Below are 15,797 nucleotides of genomic sequence, written 5' to 3' on the forward strand. Positions count from 1 at the left end.
AATGAGATCAATACTTGCTCTCTTTATTTTGGCAGCACTAATGACTGGACCTGTTATGGCATCAAATGAAACACAAATTTATGGTTATGTTGAGAAAGTTTCGTTTCCCGAGAAAAATTTGACCTTATCAGCAAAATTAGATACTGGGGCTAAATCCGCATCATTAAATGCGACCAACATAACTGAAATTACTAAAAATGGAGTACCTTATTTGCGTTTTATTGTTCCCACTAAAAGTGGAGAATACGTATTTGAAGCAGAATATAAAGGTCGAGTAAAAATTAAAGTTCGTGCTGGGGAACATGGATCAGAGATAGTGGAGCATGCACCAATCAAACGCCCGGTGGTCCTGCTTAATTTACAGCTTGGAGATAAAGTTAGAACAATTAAAGTGAATTTAACCAATCGCAAACGGTTCCTCTATCCTTTGCTTTTAGGAAGAGATGCAATCATTGCTTTTAATGGTGCAGTAAACCCAGCACTGACATTTACGTTAAGAAATCAGAGTCTTAAGAAACAATGAAAAATAATACGCGTCATGTTTATGGACTTATTTTTACTTTATTGATCCTTGGATCAGGAATTTTTTTGTATCGACACTTTGTACTCGATGTGCCTTTAACTGACACAGAAACGATAAACAGTTGGATGGTTGAATCCAACTTACGATTTGTTGCAGATCCCAATACACCAATTAAAGCAAGTTTTAACATTCCTTATTTACCTCCACATTTTGCAATTCTTGATGAATACTTCGTATCAAGGAATTATGGGGTAACAACGAACTTAAATGGTGATAACAGGGAAACAGTTTGGTCAATTAGGCGCGCTCATGGTGCCCAATCGCTGTATTACAGAGCAATTTTCCGTCAAGCCGAAGGAAATGAATCACCATTAGGAGCGCCCCCAGCTGCAAAAACCCAACCGCTTGCAGAAAGTCAAAAATCAGCTGTTGAAACCATTACCAGCCAGGTACGACAATCCTCTGCGGATATTAAAACCTTTGCTCAGAGCACGATTAAAGAACTGAATAAAAAAGATGGAAATGCCAAGTTACTGACAAGCAATGATTTTAGTGATGAACACCTTATCAATGCAGCAATTTTAATTTTGAATCAGTCTAAAATCTCTGCCCTTCCAGTAAAAGGAATTTATTTGTCCCAAAAAAGCAAAGCCGAGTTAAGTTCCTTTTTGGCCGTATTCAATGGTAAAAGCTGGATTTATATTAATCCTAGAACCGGTGGAGCAGGTTTACCTAAAGATTTCCTTATTTGGCAATATGGTAATGAACCTGTATTTAATGTCATTGGCGGTAAAAAAGTCCAATTTAGTTTAACCGTGTCTCCCACCCCCATAAACGCTTTAAGTATTGCCAAATCACGCGGTTTACAATCCGATTCACAGCTGTTACGTTTCTCATTATTGCAACTGCCAGTCAATGTGCAGGAAACGTATAAGATTTTATTAACGGTACCTATAGGTGCTTTTATTATCTTAATTCTGCGAAACTTTATCGGGATTAAAACCTTTGGTACATTTATGCCTGTTTTAATCGCTTTAGCCTTTAGAGAAACCCATGTGATCTGGGGAATTTGCCTCTTTGTCATTATTGTATCTTTTGGTCTATTGGCGCGTTTTTATCTGGATCAACTAAGGTTACTTTTAGTCCCACGCCTCGCGGCAATTCTTACCGTTGTCATTTTGCTCATGATCTTTATTAGTGTATTCAGTCTCAATCTTGGCTTGGATGCGGGACTATCGGTTGCCTTATTCCCGATGGTCATTTTAACTATGACTATAGAACGCATGTGCATTACCTGGGATGAGCGAGGTGCTTCAGAAGCCATAAAATCAGGTATAGGCAGCCTGGTCGCTGCCGTTATTTCTTATTGGGCAATGAGCTATGAACCCTTACAATACCTAATCTTCGCTTTCCCTGAATTGGTTTTAGTTTTATTGGCTTTAATATTGTGGTTCGGCCAATATCGAGGATATCGATTGTTCGAGTTGAAACGCTTTAAGTCACTTGCGGGACATGTAGAATGATCACTCTGTTTCGCCGTTTAAAAAGTCACGGAATATTAAGTATTAACCAGCGCAATACGGATTTTGTATTACGCTACAACCCGCGAAAACTGTTTCCTCTGGTTGATGATAAGTTAAAAACAAAAAAGCTGGCTCTAAAATCTGGTATCGCAGTTCCGCCTTTATACGATATCATTGAAACAGAGCAACAAATTAAAACCATAGAGGAACGCTTAGAGCCTTATACTGACTTCGTGGTTAAACCTGCACGTGGTTCTGGTGGGGATGGCATTTTAGTTTTTAAAGATAAAGTCTATGGCCGTTATCGGCAAATTAATGGAAAACTTACTACAGCCCAGGAACTTAGTTATCATTTATCGTGCTTGCTTTCAGGAGCATATAGTCTTGGCGGCTCCTCGGATTATGCAATTATAGAGAAACGAGTAGTAGTAGACCCCATATTTGCCGAAGTAAGCTACGAAGGTATTCCTGATATTCGAATTATTAGTTTATTGGGTTATCCTGCCATGGCCATGGTGAGACTTCCAACTCGTTTGTCCGGTGGAAAAGCAAATTTACATCAAGGAGCAATTGGTGTTGGAGTAGACCTCGCCAGTGGGAAAACTCTTGGCGGAGTATTTCATAATGACATCATCGATTATCATCCGGACACGCTGAATCCCATTGTAAATATAGAAGTACCCTATTGGAATAAAATACTTGAGATTGCCTCCAGTTGCTATGAACTGACTGGTCTGGGTTATCTTGGCGTAGATATCGTCCTTGATAAAGAGCAAGGGCCTTTAATGCTTGAGCTGAATGCGCGTCCCGGATTAAATATTCAAATTGCAAATAGGGAAGGAGGGTTAAAACGATATCGAGCAATTGAAGCGCATCATCAAGAACACCCGAATGAGACCGTTGCTGAAAAAGTAGCCTTTAGCCGAGAACATTTTGCCCGTTTAAAGTAAACCTAAACATTGCTATTCTAAGTTAATTTAGGGTCATCCTGACCCCGAGGGATCGACACGTTTCATTATCTTTAATTTCTACGTCCCGCGGCTTTGTCCTCGAGACCCAGGAAATTTGCAATAAAGCTGGATCCCGCGGACAAGCCCTGAACGATCGTCAGTTTTTTAAATTTATCATGTACCACTTAAAGTTCCGTACGTACTGCTTTAAATTTCTCTACGTACTGCTTTCCTACGTACCGCGCTTTATGCGCGGTATCCAGAACGATATTTTAAGATGCCGCTGAGCATTTCTAGAGCAAGATCCCCTGGATACCGCGATAAAGCGCGGTACGTAGACGAAGAAATTAAGCGCGGTAGGTAGGCGAAAAATTTAGTGGAGGTTTCTCAACACTGACGATACCTCAGATCATCTTGACCCATGAATCAGGGGGAATTACTGAAATTCCGGTCGCTGGGAGTCGTTGTAGCAAGATTCTCCTCCTTTTCATCCTCTGTGATTTCTGAGCTTTTTTGTTTTTTGTTCGTGGCATTTCCACCGAATTGGAACGATGGACTCCAAGTCGACTTCCTTTTTTCAAGGATGCTTGCCTTCTCAATGGAACGCTCTTCTCCCATATGCGAAGGAGATTCGTCGTCAAATAAATCTAAATTATAACCAGGTGTAAGGATTCTCTCATTCTCATCTAAATCAGAACCTGTTGGAAGCACCCACTCATTTTTTTGTTCTTCCTCAGAATATTTCGTCGAACGGGGTGGCTCACTCACTTCGAAACTATCTAAATTATAACCAGGAGTTTTAGGAATCACATACTCCATATTAATTCCTGTTTCATTCCAGGTAGCTTGGTAATAATATTGGGATTCATTAAAATCAGCGACCACTTGCGATAACGTAGTAGGGGAAGAGCTGTAATCATAATTCTCATAAAAAGCAAGAATTTCTTCACCTGGTCGAATTTCACGTGTCGTTATATAAGAATTAGTTTTAAAATCAAATCGTACATTCGCTTCACTTTTCTGCTTCGCTCCTTCTATGCAATAGGCTTCTGAGGCTTTTTCTTTAGTATAAAGATATCCACCTTTACTTGTTTGCACTAAATAATTCGTATCTATACCCTGCTGCATCGCCCATAAGTGCATTTCACTGTTCCTTTTGGGAACATCATCTCTTTGCTGACCAACGAGCTGACATAGAGCTTTTCGCGCTGGAATTTTCTGTCCACTAAATAAAGAGTAACGATATTCTCTTTTTCCTCGCTCTGTAGGTGCAATAACTAAGTGGTAAGGCGAGTTTCTCTGCAGTTCCATTTTTTGATTTTTTTCAAAGCGCGCCACATCTTCTGATACATGCAAATCATAAAGCTTAGGATCTAAATTTTTATCCAAATACATTTGTCTTTTAGCTTCTATTTTTCGCATATCTGCTCTCAATGTTAATAAACTGAAAAATTTCTTTATTTCTTCACGGGTACTTATCGTACTTGTTGCCAGGTCTTGATCTTGGGCTTTGCTCAGCTCATGCAGGATTTCAATTAAAGTTTGTGGTTGACGTATGATTTGCGGACGCGCTTTTGTAAAATAATCATCCCCATATGAAATAGTCAACTCCTCACCAAAAGCGATTCTATGGGTTGCAACATAATAGGCATGGTAATCAAATAGAGTATTTCCGTACTGGTCTTTTCGTTGATGACAAATGACTTTTACTTCCAAATTAGGAGTTCTCGCATGGTTTACCCAACGTGTATTGGTCCCTGCTTTCAACAAATCAATTACTACAGCATATTGATCGTGATCATCTAAATTTAATTTCCAAACATAAGTGGAATTTTCTTGATATTTTTTGACTCTTTGATTTATTTCGGAGTCAGGTAGTACACCGAATAAATCAATGCCTTTTATTTCTCCAACAATTTCTCCTTGCGCAAATGATTTGCCAGCATATACTGCCAATTGCCTGGAACCGAGATTAGGAGCCGCAGCTATAACTATGTCCTTATCGTAAACGGTGGATAGATAATTAAAGCCTGGTTGGCTGCCGTTATTTTTCAAATAATTACATAGCCTGAGTTGCGACTCGGCCTCCTCGGGAAAAAAAACCAATTGTTCTGTAAGCATTTCCTCAGCAGCTTGTTCTCGATCGATGCTGTTTAAAAATTTAACGGGTCTTGTCATATTGATTCTTCATAATTGGATTCGCGGCGAATTCTAATAAAAAAAATAGTCTGTCAAAAGAGAAATTTACATTATTGGTTTTTAATCAAATTCGGACAGGCATTTAAAAAACTGAAATTTATAGCTAATGCTTACATGAGAATAAATATCCTAGCCGAGGAATAGTGTGCAAGCTCTTATTCTTTGCCCTATTAAAGGAATGCATTTCTCAACTTAATGAAAAATTTTTGTCAGACCTCGGGTTTCCATTGGGACCCTGTTTGAGCGCGGCGTACAAATCTTGTCGTGCCTTTAGCCAGTCAATCGTTTCTTCTCTAATTTGCAACACCTCTTTTGTTGCAATTTGATTCATTTCCTTTTGTTTCAGATTCCAGAATAATCCGATAATACTGTATCCTTGAGCAAGTCGCTTTTGTGTTGGGTTAACGCAGGTTTCTTTAATTCGATTTAAATTATCTTTTTGCTTTGCTTGCAGATCCAGTAAAATTTTTTGCTCTTCTTCTAAAGTCTTAACTAATTTCACCAATCCCTTTTCTTTCAACTCTGTTTGAAATTCTTGCGCAATGGTATCAATGGTGGTTTCAGGGGGCATACGTCTAAGACAAACCGTAGAAATACTTTTTCAGTGCGAAACAAAAAATCTTCCAAACGAACTGGAGCCAGTTTGAGCAAAAATACGACTGTACATAAAGGCTATCCTTAATCACGCCACTAATTGACCATTATGTCATATAAAAGAAGCATTAAATAAATATTAATCAGTGTGATTAAATAAAAGGGTTTCAGGATAAATGCATCCAATTTTTTAATGTGAATCAATTCAAAAAGATATAATGGAAATAGAATTTGATATCGTTATAGAAAATTACTGCTGCACACCCTGCGCATGTTGAATAAATAACCGCTTTATAGAGGTAAATCCATTACATAAATTTAAACCCAAACCACGCAGGGCAACAAGGGGCATAAAGGCATTACTGAATAAACGTTTGAATCCTTCCATCAACATGATGATTTGCCATACCTCATGTTTACGCTCGCGCTGATATGCACCTAATGCTTTCTTGGATAAAAGAGTATCTTGAGCTGCATCCAGATAGCGAATCCAGGAGCTTACATCAGCCAAACCAACATTTAAACCCAAACCTGCTAAAGGATGGATCGTATGTGCTGCATCGCCAAGAAGTAACCAACGATCACCCACATATTGTTTCACATGCCTCATCTGTAAAGGAAACTGATGACGCGTACTAATGACTTCTACCCGACCTAACTTTTTAGCAAAGGCCTGTGTTAAAGACGCATTAAATTCCTCATCCGAAAAACTCATTAATTTTTTTGCATGGGAGGGATCCGTGGACCAAACTATGGAGCATTGATGTGCATCCGCCAGCGGTAAAAATGCTAAAGGGCCATCCGCGCGAAATACTTGATATGCCGTTTGTTGATGTGGCTTCTCCACAGAGACTGTAGCAACCAATGCATGCTGCTCATAAGACCAGCTGCTTAACGGTACTTTGAACTTTTGTCGTGTTGGTGAATTGGCTCCATCCGCAATCATTAACAGTTGCCCTTCCCAAACTTGCTGTTTGCTGCATACTTTAACTCCGGTTTCTTCACTCAATGCTTCTTCAACCTGACTTTCAGGAAATAAATGAATGGAGGACTGGAGAGCTACCTGGTGCAATAAAGCATGTTTCAACACAGATTCCTCAATAATACTTCCTAAGTTTTGCGCACCGACATAGCGAGAGTCAAAATCAATATGTGCTTTGCTTTCAGCATCCCAAACATACATGCATCTGTATGGGGAAACTCGTGACATATCCAGATGCTCCCAGGCATTTAACTGCTGCAACAGAGTCCGTGATGCATGATTAATTGCATAAACTCGAGTATCGGACCGTTTGCTATCGACTTTTAATGAGCCCGCGTCAATAACGGCTACAGAGTAACCGCGCTGTGCCATAGCCAAGGCAGCGGTTAAACCGACAATACCGCCGCCAATGATTAATACATTAAATTGCAGACTCATTTCTTTTCCTTCATAACTGTTCTTGTAGCTTTGGCAAAGCAATCTCACAAACCAAATCAGGAATCACTCCTCCAAATCCTCGCGCATATCGTGCTAAAAGGTTTTTTAAAGCAGGAATATTATCAAGAGCAATCAATCCCAACCCACGCGCCACACCTAATCCAGGGAAACGACTGGTAAATACTTGAATTAAACCATCTGTTAAACGGGTAATAATTTTTTGGTCATGCGATCTTAATCGTACATAATGGTGCAACATCTCTGCATTGAGCCCTTGCTCAGCAATGCATTGTGCCAAAGTAGCCACATCTCTAAGCCCCAGATTAAATCCCTGCCCAGCTACCGGATGCAACGTATGTGCGGCATTGCCTACAAAAACTACTGGCCATTTGATTTGCATTGGCATTAACACTTGGAGTAAAGGATAAGAAAAACGTTTGCCTACTTTAGCAAAACGACCTAAACGATAACCAAAAGTCTGTTGGAGTTCCTTTAAGAATTCAGCCTCAGATAAAGACAACAAATGCTCTGCCTCCTTGGGAGAAACAGCCCAAACCAAAGACATTCTGTTTTCTTGCATCGGTAAAAGTGCCAAAGGCCCACGCGCGGTAAAACGCTCATAAGCACGGTATTCATGCGGCTTAAGCAAACCCACATTAGCTACAATCGCTTGTTGACCATAGAGCTTGGTCTTTGCCGATAACGAACACAAACGACGTACCGCAGATTGTGCGCCATCTGCAGCAACAATAAGACGTGCACTAATATTTAGTTCTTCGAAATCCGTGCGAATTATTGCTGAACGCTTCTCATAATCCAAAGAGTGCAAGCTCGCCGGAGCAATAAGTCGGTCATGAGGTAATAATTGATGCAAAGCCTGATTTATATGTTGCATTTCCGCCACGTAGCCCAACGGGGCATTCAATTCACCTTGCAGACGCGATATCCCAAAATGATGTTGATCGGAAACATGGATTGTGTTTATGGGCGTTGCATGATCTTTGAGGAGATCCCAAACTCCAAGCATATTTAAAATACGCCGGCTTGCAGGTGAGAGTGCTAAGGATCGTGCATCAAAATCAGATTTTATTTTATCACTAAACGGCTTGGCCTCTACCAACAAAGTGTCATAGCCTAATTCCTGTAAAGCAAGCATTAGGGTTGCACCTGTTAAACCTCCACCAATAACCAATATATCAATTTCTTTATTAATCACGCATTAATGCCTCAATCTCATGTACATCCACAGGTAATGCTGCAGTTAACACTTCATGACCTGTTTTTGTTACAACTACATCATCCTCAATACGCACACCAATACCCCACCAGCGTTTATCTACTCCTGGAGTATTCGAGCTAATGTATAACCCTGGTTCGACAGTTAAAACCATTCCAGGTTCTAAAGGGCGCCACTCGCCATCAATTTTATACAGACCACAATCATGAACATCAAGTCCCAACCAATGTCCAGAGTTATGCATGTAGAACGGTTTATAAGCCTCTTTAGAAATTAGTTCGTCCACATCTCCTTGCAAAATGCCCAACTCATTTAGTCCTTCGATTAGAATACGTACCATAATTTGTTGCACTGCATTCCAGGGCAGGCCGGGCTTAATTGCCGCGATTCCTGCTTTTTGTGCTTTGAGTACCAATTCATAGATATCTTTTTGTTCTGGACTGAATTTACCATTGATTGGAAATGTTCTCGTAATGTCAGCAGCATAATTTTCATACTCCCCTCCTGCATCAATAAGCACCAAACTGCCTCGATGTAAGGGTTTACTATTCTCTGTGTAATGGAGTATGCACGCATTTTCGCCCCCGCCTACAATAGGATCATAGGCCACACTGCGGCAACCATGGCGACTGAATTCATAAACAAGCTCTGCTTCCAGCTCATATTCATGTTCCAAATGTTTGCAACGACGCATTGCATGTTTATGTGCTTTAACGGAAATACTTGCTGCCCTGCGCATTAATTCCAGTTCGGCATCACTTTTAAATAAGCGCATTTCACCTAAGATAGGCTCCAAATCACACAACTGGTCAGGAACTTTAACTCCTCGTCGTACCTGGTCCTTAAGCGCCGCCACTGAGTGCATGATGGTTTTTTCTATTTCTGCATTTCGGGCAAGAGCATAATAAATCGCTGATTTTCCATTTAATAATTTGGGTAATTCTTCGGCAATACTGTCTATGGGAAAAGCGGCATGCATACCCAGTTCGGACAATGCCCCATCCTGTCCTAGACGTTTTCCGGTCCATTGCTCTTCTGCAGGATTACGTGAACGATTAAATAAGATACTCTGTGGATTCGTTCCTGTTATAAGAACCAACAATGCATCAGGCTCGTTATATCCAGTTAAATAATAAAAATGGCTATCTTGTCGAAAACGGTAATGTGCATCACCATTACGTAATACTTCGCGAGCAGCAGGAATAAGGGCGATACTGTCTTTAGGCAGTTTCTGCGCCAATTTGTTCCTTCTTGCTTGATATTCGTGTTGGGAAATCATAGTAACATCCTTTTTAATGAGTTATTCCAGTATGACCGCCACGTTCTTTCTCATTCATTACTAAATCGCTGTGTAAACGAAGCACGGCCATTCGTGCGTATTCGCTGACTTCCATTAACGCACGTTCATCTTCTTCGTCTACATCCAATGTATCACAATCAAGTTCAGCAAACTCAATAAGATGCTGAAATGCATCTTGCGTTTCTTCTTCATGAAATTGATTGGCGCTAATGCCAGCCAAAGTCAAGGCTTGAGTAAAACCTTCACACCATTCACTAAAAGCTTGCGCTCGTACCAGCAAGGATTCCTCATCATCAGGCAGCATCATTTCAAATTCAAAATCCATGGTATTAATTTGTTGTTGGCTTATAGAAAAAACCGAAAACATGGCTAAAACAGCATTACGGCTGGCTTCGTCCTTTTTATTATTCAATAAAGCACGTAAATATGTCTCGCCTTGATTGTCAGCCCCGGCACACAAGTAGCCACACATCATTCCATGCAATAAACTCGCAGATATGTGCAACATCAAAACAGCAATCGTTGCAGAAAATTCATCATATTCGGGCAAATGCAAATGTTCTCTTTCTTCAGACATATTCAACTCATTTATAGAAAATACCCATGATAACCGATTTAATGCCAGCGTTCACCCTACTAATTGCTGCTTGCGAGCAAAATTGTTACTATTCATAAAAGCTCTCTATGGAATTGCAAAGGTCTTATTATCATGACGCAGATGAAATCGTGTACTGTTAAACTACTCAATAAAACTTATGAAATTAAGTGCCCAGAAGGCGAAGAACCTAATTTACTGCTTGCAGTGCAGAAATTAAATAACCAAATAATGATTAATAAAAAGAAATCAAAGCAGCTGGACAATTTCCAAACTTTGTTACTTGCTGCACTTGACATCAGCCATGAATTAATATTATGCAAAAACAAACAGGCACATCAGCAACATCAGGTGACACAATTTATTAACTCCCTGGAAAATAAAATCAACAAGATGGTAGGTGGTGACATGGCGGAACGTATTCCAGAATTAGATTAATTTTACTGTTGATTGCAAAAAATTCTTCTGCTTTCTGTAAGCGGGTCTGAATAAGAGGAAACCAATTTTGACTAAAAGGACTTAACATGAGACGCCAATGGTATATAGGGTTTGGGGTAGCTTTATTAATTATGCTCGCCCTCTTCGCTATGTTTCATAGCATCAAATGGTTTATCGCTTTTCTTATTCCCCTTATTATAATCTGGATTTATGATCTGATTCAGCAAAAACATACCATTCTCCGTAATTTCCCAGTCTTAGGTCATGTACGCTATCTTCTAGAATTTCTTCGCCCAGAAATTCAACAATATTTTATTGCTACTGATGAAAGCGAACTCCCATTTAATCGCGAAACACGTTCACTCATTTATGAGCGTGCAAAAAATACACGTGATACAGTTCCCTTTGGTACGGAACGCGATATTTCAAGTGTTGGTTATACTTGGGCACTCCACTCTTTAGCTCCGAAGCATCATTCAGAAGTTGAATCAAGAATCATGGTAGGAGGTCCAGATTGTCTGCAACCGTACAATGCCTCACGATTGAATATTTCCAGCATGAGCTTTGGCGCACTGTCTGGCAAAGCAATTATGGCCATGAATAAAGGGGCACTCATAGGTGGGTTTTTCCAAGCTACTGGTGAAGGAGGATTAAGTTCCTATCATTTGCAAGGCGGCGATTTGGTATTTCAATTCGGAACGGCCTATTTTGGTTGCCGCGATGCACAAGGAAATTTTGACGAAGAAGGATTTGCCGTTGAAGCCAATCGTAAAGAAGTAAAAATGATAGAAATCAAGCTATCTCAAGGAGCCAAACCTTCTCATGGAGGCATATTACCTGCCGCCAAATTAACCGAAGAAATCGCTAAAGTAAGAAAAGTATCTATGGGTCACGATGTAATTTCCCCGATGGCTCATTCTGCTTTTACTTCCCCCATAGGGTTACTGCATTTCGTAAAAAAATTACGTGACTTATCCCATGGCAAACCCATAGGGTTTAAATTATGTCTAGGGCGTAGAGACGAATTTCTTGCCATTTGTAAGGCGATGTTGAAAACCAACATCTTACCTGATTTTATCACCGTTGATGGCGCAGAAGGAGGAACAGGCGCTGCCCCAGAAGAATACGTTAATTTTATCGGAACTCCTTTGGAAGCAGGTTTAGTCTTTGTACATAATGCCTTAGTGGGGATTAACGTACGGGATAAAATACACATCATTTGCAGTGGTAAAGTTGCAAATGGATTTGATTTACTTACCAATATCGCCTTAGGCGCCGACATGTGCAATGCAGCAAGAGCGATGATGATGGCTGCTGGTTGCCTGCAGACCAAACAATGCAATGCAAATACCTGCCCTACAGGGGTGGCGACGCAAAATAAACGATTACAATATGGCTTGGTTGTCGATCAGAAAAAACATCAAGTAGCCAATTTTCATAAAAACACCATAAAAAGCTTTTTAGAAATGGTGGGGTCACTTGGTTTAGATAACCCCAGCGATTTGAAACCCATTCACATCATGAGACGAGTAAACGTGCAAGAGGTTAAATCCTTTAATGAAATTTATGAGTATCTTACACCGGGTCAACTATTAGGCCCTGATATTCCTAAGAGTTATAAAGCACATTGGGAAATGGCTGATCCTGAAAAATTTTAATTTTTCATAAAAAGTCCCGTTCAGTGCAGAGAAGCAAAGTACCCGTTTGTTTTTTATCTTTCGGTTATAGTTTTAGTAATAATGATAGACTTGGGTTACTAAAATTTTAAGTATTAAAAAATTTTAGTAGAGGATTTTAAATTACATAGATTAAGGAAAGAATAATGCCTAGATTTTTTGATAATTTCAGACAATATATTAATCTGAGGAATGTTTGCATCATTTACAATGGCCTTACAAGTCTTGCAGTATTGTATGATTTGTGGAATAACCCAAATGCCAATCCTTCTGAATATACCATTGATATTTCTATTCATGCGCTTACCGCTATCATTTTAATGTGTAAGCAGACTCCCGAAATGGTTAAGGATGTTGCGATCGCATTAAATACTTATAGAGGATTGGATGCTTTATTTAAAGCCGTCACACCACTTCCCTCCACAATTTTTGGAGCTGCAAACGGGGTTGATGTTTTTAATCATTGGTTTAATCGAAAAGAGCTTATGAAAGAAGAACCCGAAGAAAACAGACAAGAAGTCCACTGCAAAATGTAATTATGATTCAACTGGAGAAAATAGCTGTAACCCAGCTATTTTCTTGTGAATGAAACATATCACCACTGCAACGGACGATTTAACAAAAGAACCCCATTGTTCGTTTCGTGTACCAATTAAAGTAAAATCAGATTCCTTGCTTCCTAATGGGTAATTAAATTAAATCGAAATGACTCTCTCCCTTATTTTTTACAATAAGATCACTATTAGAACAGTCAAGAACCTATTTTAGCCTATACTTTTTATACAGGTAGTATATCGAATAAGGTGATAATATGCGGTTTAAAGAAGCAAATCGATTTAAAAGAAGACAGGTCGCTAAGGATTTTATGCAGTTTAGTGAATTATTCACAGAATTGGAACTATCGACTGAATCTTCTTCAATTGAAGATGAAACAAGGGTTTTCGAAGCTTTAGATACGCTAGAAGAAGACCTGGATGATTTAAGTTATCTCGTAGAAGACACGACACATGATGATCCACTTAGGGACGGTGACTTCTTGACAGCAGAGCTTCCAGAAGCCCTACGTATTTTGATTGCCGGATTTCGTCCTTTCAAAATCGATGATTTCAAAGCACATTGCCAAAACTTGATTAATATCCATGGATTTTCAAAATTTCGGGACGCATTTGATGCCTTGTTCCTTCATGATGAACATTTAAACAAGCGTGAAATGAGAGCCATAAAACATATAAACCGATATCTAATGAATAGAATGATGGATACTTTTGCAGCAATCACCACTGAAGGCTCAAAAGCTTATGCTCAAGGTATTTTGGAAGTACTTGATATGCCCGATGAGTTTTTTCGCGAAAAAGCTCTTGCTGCAGCGACAAAAGACAAGTTCCAAAAAGCGAAAAAACTGGCTATTAAAGCAGTTGAGACTGAAACCGCAAAAAAAATAGCGGAGATAAGCGAACAGGTCGAGAAGCAAAAAATTACCCAAGAGGAAGCAGACAAGGCCATTGAACTCATCAGAAAAGAATCATCAGAGCAAATAACAGCTATTGAACAGATGGAATCTATGCCCCTCGACTATTATATTGAAGCAGAACGTCGCAAGATGCTCGTCGATGGAGATCGTTCGCGAGCACTCTTTCAGAGCTATGATAAAGTGGCTGATTTTGTGCTCAATGACATTCTTGCAAAAAGTACAATGGATGAACGGACAGTTGCCATAGAACGTTATCTTCTAATGGCTGAAAAATTGGTTGCTCGAAATAATTTTGATACTGCTTGTCAAATTTATGCAGCAGTCCAAAAAGCCCCGGTCTATCGTTTGGCAAAAACAAAAGAAGGGCTATCAACCCATACACAAAAAGTTCTAAAAGAACTCGATAAATTATATAACAACCTAGTTGGCCTAAGGGCGCGTTGTGAACAAGAAGGTGCATACCTGCCGCTAAATTTCACTGTGACTGATATTACCTTCAGTACAGATGAAAAAAATTCTTTTGTTCTGGATAGCCAAGGAAGAAAAGTCAAGGGCTGTAGTGGATTAGCTGGTATGGAGAAAACCATTGGGAATTGTCAGAAAGCGACTACCTCACAGTCGCATCTACCTGACTATATGTTGTTAGAAGAAATAAACAGGAATCAAGCAGAGCTTGCCCCAAAAACACAAAAACAAATTAATGATGAGCATGATGCTATTTCGAAAAAATATGAACCTAGCGATAATTCCCTCGAACCCAGCCCACTTCTTTCAAAGACAAAGTATAAAAAAATAATTCGCTTGGGGATCGTTGATCCACCCAAAAGAAGTGAACAAAACCATAAATTAGAAGAGCTAATTGACACTTTAAAACATGGAATTCAAACTCAATTGACTCGTCTAAAAAACTTATTTGGGAGAGACGAAACCCCAAAATCTAGAAGAACGTTGTCGATTTTGGAAGAAATGCAAGATGGGGTGCCTTCACTTTTTGATAAAATTTCCTCTTTCTTTCATGATAAGCTTAAATCATTGAGCATGCATTCTTCGAAACATAATAGAGATGCATTCTTTCAGCTTAAAGATGCATGGAGTTTTGCAAACGAGGATGATGAAGATAGAGAAGATGAACACCTATCATTATAGATATAAGACCAGCGCCATTCTCGACTTTAATCGAGATGGCCATAGTATAATCAGCTTAAGATTTTAGAACCCATGCTAACAGCACGAAAAGTATTCTGAAAGCGGCGTTATGCAAGCCCATCTTGAGTAGGGCTTGTATTATCCATACATACGATCCTTCCACTTAATATTGCATCCCATACTGGGTTTTTGTTCGGGGCTTACTGGTTCTCCAGCAAGAATATTATCCAGGGCATTTTGTAAATGGGAGCCAGTCACTGGTTTGTTGTTCCCAGGTGTTGATTCATCCAAACAACCACGATAAACACAACGCAAATCTTTATCAAAAATATAAAAATCAGGAGTGCACGCTGCTTGATACGCTAAGGCAACCTCTTGGGACTCGTCGTATAAATAAGGAAATGGATAATGAAATACTTCTGCTTCAATCCGCATTTTTTCTGGACCATCTGCGGGATATTTTTCTGCATCATTGGAACTGATCGCCACAAATTGAATTCCTTTTTTCTGATATGTTTCAGCCAGGTCTACTATTTTTGTCTGAATGTGTTTCACATAAGGGCAATGATTGCATAAAAACATAATCACCGTAGCAATGGGTGATTTAATCTGGGCCAGGGAAACCCATTGATCATTGCGAGTATCCACTAAAGTAAAATCAGGTGCCTTACTCCCCAATGGAAGCATATTTGATGCAGTTGCTACCATCATAACCTCTTATGTTG

At 39.5% G+C, this 15,797-nt stretch carries 14 protein-coding genes; 7 read left to right on the forward strand and 7 right to left on the reverse strand.

Annotation, left to right across the window (positions count from 1 at the left end; all coding sequences use genetic code 11):
• Position 1: 1 nt before the first annotated feature.
• Genes LXO92_RS01930 through LXO92_RS01940 form a run of 3 tightly spaced genes read left to right on the forward strand, consistent with a single transcriptional unit; the run spans position 2 to position 2,996 of the window.
• The gene (locus LXO92_RS01930) at positions 2-523 is read left to right on the forward strand and encodes an ATP-dependent zinc protease family protein (RefSeq protein ID WP_182351077.1); all 522 of its coding nucleotides are present in this window, start codon (positions 2-4) and stop codon (positions 521-523) included.
• The gene (locus tag LXO92_RS01935) at positions 520-2,046 is read left to right on the forward strand and encodes an inactive transglutaminase family protein (RefSeq protein WP_182351078.1); all 1,527 of its coding nucleotides are present in this window, start codon (positions 520-522) and stop codon (positions 2,044-2,046) included. Before LXO92_RS01930 ends, LXO92_RS01935 begins: the two co-directional genes overlap by 4 nt.
• Positions 2,043-2,996 (forward strand): alpha-L-glutamate ligase-like protein, encoded by a 954-nt coding sequence (locus tag LXO92_RS01940; RefSeq protein WP_182351079.1) that lies wholly within the window; start codon positions 2,043-2,045, stop codon positions 2,994-2,996. The genes LXO92_RS01935 and LXO92_RS01940 overlap by 4 nt, the downstream gene beginning before the upstream one ends.
• A gap of 426 nt (positions 2,997-3,422) precedes the next feature.
• On the opposite strand, the gene LXO92_RS01945 is transcribed toward LXO92_RS01940, so the two are convergent.
• The 6 genes from LXO92_RS01945 to LXO92_RS01970 all read right to left on the reverse strand — a co-directional run bounded on the left by LXO92_RS01945 (position 3,423) and on the right by LXO92_RS01970 (position 10,323).
• The gene (locus tag LXO92_RS01945) at positions 3,423-5,174 is read right to left on the reverse strand and encodes an SET domain-containing protein-lysine N-methyltransferase (protein WP_232890317.1); all 1,752 of its coding nucleotides are present in this window, start codon (positions 5,172-5,174) and stop codon (positions 3,423-3,425) included.
• 208 nt (positions 5,175-5,382) lie between these two features.
• Complete coding sequence (locus LXO92_RS01950; RefSeq protein ID WP_232890318.1) at positions 5,383-5,766, reverse strand: hypothetical protein; 384 nt, start codon at positions 5,764-5,766, stop codon at positions 5,383-5,385.
• A 273-nt stretch (positions 5,767-6,039) separates the two neighbouring features.
• Complete coding sequence (locus LXO92_RS01955; RefSeq protein ID WP_232890319.1) at positions 6,040-7,209, reverse strand: UbiH/UbiF/VisC/COQ6 family ubiquinone biosynthesis hydroxylase; 1,170 nt, start codon at positions 7,207-7,209, stop codon at positions 6,040-6,042.
• A gap of 10 nt (positions 7,210-7,219) precedes the next feature.
• Positions 7,220-8,425: a 2-octaprenyl-6-methoxyphenyl hydroxylase gene (ubiH, locus tag LXO92_RS01960; protein ID WP_232890320.1), complete on the reverse strand. Its 1,206-nt coding sequence runs from the start codon at positions 8,423-8,425 to the stop codon at positions 7,220-7,222.
• A complete protein-coding gene (pepP, locus tag LXO92_RS01965; protein ID WP_232890321.1) occupies positions 8,418-9,725 on the reverse strand; it encodes a Xaa-Pro aminopeptidase in 1,308 nt (435 codons plus the stop codon). Before pepP ends, ubiH begins: the two co-directional genes overlap by 8 nt.
• 13 nt (positions 9,726-9,738) lie before the next feature.
• Positions 9,739-10,323, reverse strand: a complete 585-nt coding sequence (locus LXO92_RS01970) for a UPF0149 family protein (RefSeq protein WP_182351084.1) — start codon at positions 10,321-10,323, stop codon at positions 9,739-9,741.
• 132 nt (positions 10,324-10,455) lie between these two features.
• Here LXO92_RS01970 and LXO92_RS01975 point away from each other — a divergent pair, with 132 nt between their 5' ends.
• The 4 genes from LXO92_RS01975 (at position 10,456) to LXO92_RS01990 (ending at position 15,072) form a co-directional block, all read left to right on the forward strand.
• The gene (locus LXO92_RS01975) at positions 10,456-10,779 is read left to right on the forward strand and encodes a cell division protein ZapA (protein WP_182351085.1); all 324 of its coding nucleotides are present in this window, start codon (positions 10,456-10,458) and stop codon (positions 10,777-10,779) included.
• Between the two features lie 86 nt (positions 10,780-10,865).
• Positions 10,866-12,437, forward strand: a complete 1,572-nt coding sequence (locus LXO92_RS01980; protein ID WP_232890322.1) for an FMN-binding glutamate synthase family protein — start codon at positions 10,866-10,868, stop codon at positions 12,435-12,437.
• Between the two features lie 164 nt (positions 12,438-12,601).
• Complete coding sequence (locus tag LXO92_RS01985) at positions 12,602-12,991, forward strand: hypothetical protein (protein ID WP_182351087.1); 390 nt, start codon at positions 12,602-12,604, stop codon at positions 12,989-12,991.
• A 275-nt stretch (positions 12,992-13,266) separates the two neighbouring features.
• Positions 13,267-15,072: a RasGEF domain-containing protein gene (locus LXO92_RS01990; protein ID WP_182351088.1), complete on the forward strand. Its 1,806-nt coding sequence runs from the start codon at positions 13,267-13,269 to the stop codon at positions 15,070-15,072.
• A 138-nt stretch (positions 15,073-15,210) separates the two neighbouring features.
• On the opposite strand, the gene LXO92_RS01995 is transcribed toward LXO92_RS01990, so the two are convergent.
• Positions 15,211-15,780 carry a thioredoxin family protein gene (locus tag LXO92_RS01995; protein WP_182352903.1) on the reverse strand — a complete coding sequence of 190 codons (570 nt, stop codon included), beginning with the start codon at positions 15,778-15,780 and terminating at the stop codon, positions 15,211-15,213.
• Between the last annotated feature and the right edge of the window lie 17 nt (positions 15,781-15,797).

It is taken from the genome of Legionella resiliens, assembly GCF_021344005.1.
Taxonomy (GTDB): domain Bacteria; phylum Pseudomonadota; class Gammaproteobacteria; order Legionellales; family Legionellaceae; genus Legionella; species Legionella resiliens.

Coding starts and splice junctions, on each gene's coding strand:
- LXO92_RS01930 (WP_182351077.1), top strand. CDS start 2: ATGAGATCAATACTTGCTCTCTTTATTTTGGCAGCACTAATGACTGGA.
- LXO92_RS01935 (WP_182351078.1), top strand. CDS start 520: ATGAAAAATAATACGCGTCATGTTTATGGACTTATTTTTACTTTATTG.
- LXO92_RS01940 (WP_182351079.1), top strand. CDS start 2,043: ATGATCACTCTGTTTCGCCGTTTAAAAAGTCACGGAATATTAAGTATT.
- LXO92_RS01945 (WP_232890317.1), bottom strand. CDS start 5,174: ATGACAAGACCCGTTAAATTTTTAAACAGCATCGATCGAGAACAAGCT.
- LXO92_RS01950 (WP_232890318.1), bottom strand. CDS start 5,766: ATGCCCCCTGAAACCACCATTGATACCATTGCGCAAGAATTTCAAACA.
- LXO92_RS01955 (WP_232890319.1), bottom strand. CDS start 7,209: ATGAGTCTGCAATTTAATGTATTAATCATTGGCGGCGGTATTGTCGGT.
- pepP (WP_232890321.1), bottom strand. CDS start 9,725: ATGATTTCCCAACACGAATATCAAGCAAGAAGGAACAAATTGGCGCAG.
- LXO92_RS01970 (WP_182351084.1), bottom strand. CDS start 10,323: ATGTCTGAAGAAAGAGAACATTTGCATTTGCCCGAATATGATGAATTT.
- LXO92_RS01975 (WP_182351085.1), top strand. CDS start 10,456: ATGACGCAGATGAAATCGTGTACTGTTAAACTACTCAATAAAACTTAT.
- LXO92_RS01980 (WP_232890322.1), top strand. CDS start 10,866: ATGAGACGCCAATGGTATATAGGGTTTGGGGTAGCTTTATTAATTATG.
- LXO92_RS01985 (WP_182351087.1), top strand. CDS start 12,602: ATGCCTAGATTTTTTGATAATTTCAGACAATATATTAATCTGAGGAAT.
- LXO92_RS01990 (WP_182351088.1), top strand. CDS start 13,267: ATGCGGTTTAAAGAAGCAAATCGATTTAAAAGAAGACAGGTCGCTAAG.
- LXO92_RS01995 (WP_182352903.1), bottom strand. CDS start 15,780: ATGGTAGCAACTGCATCAAATATGCTTCCATTGGGGAGTAAGGCACCT.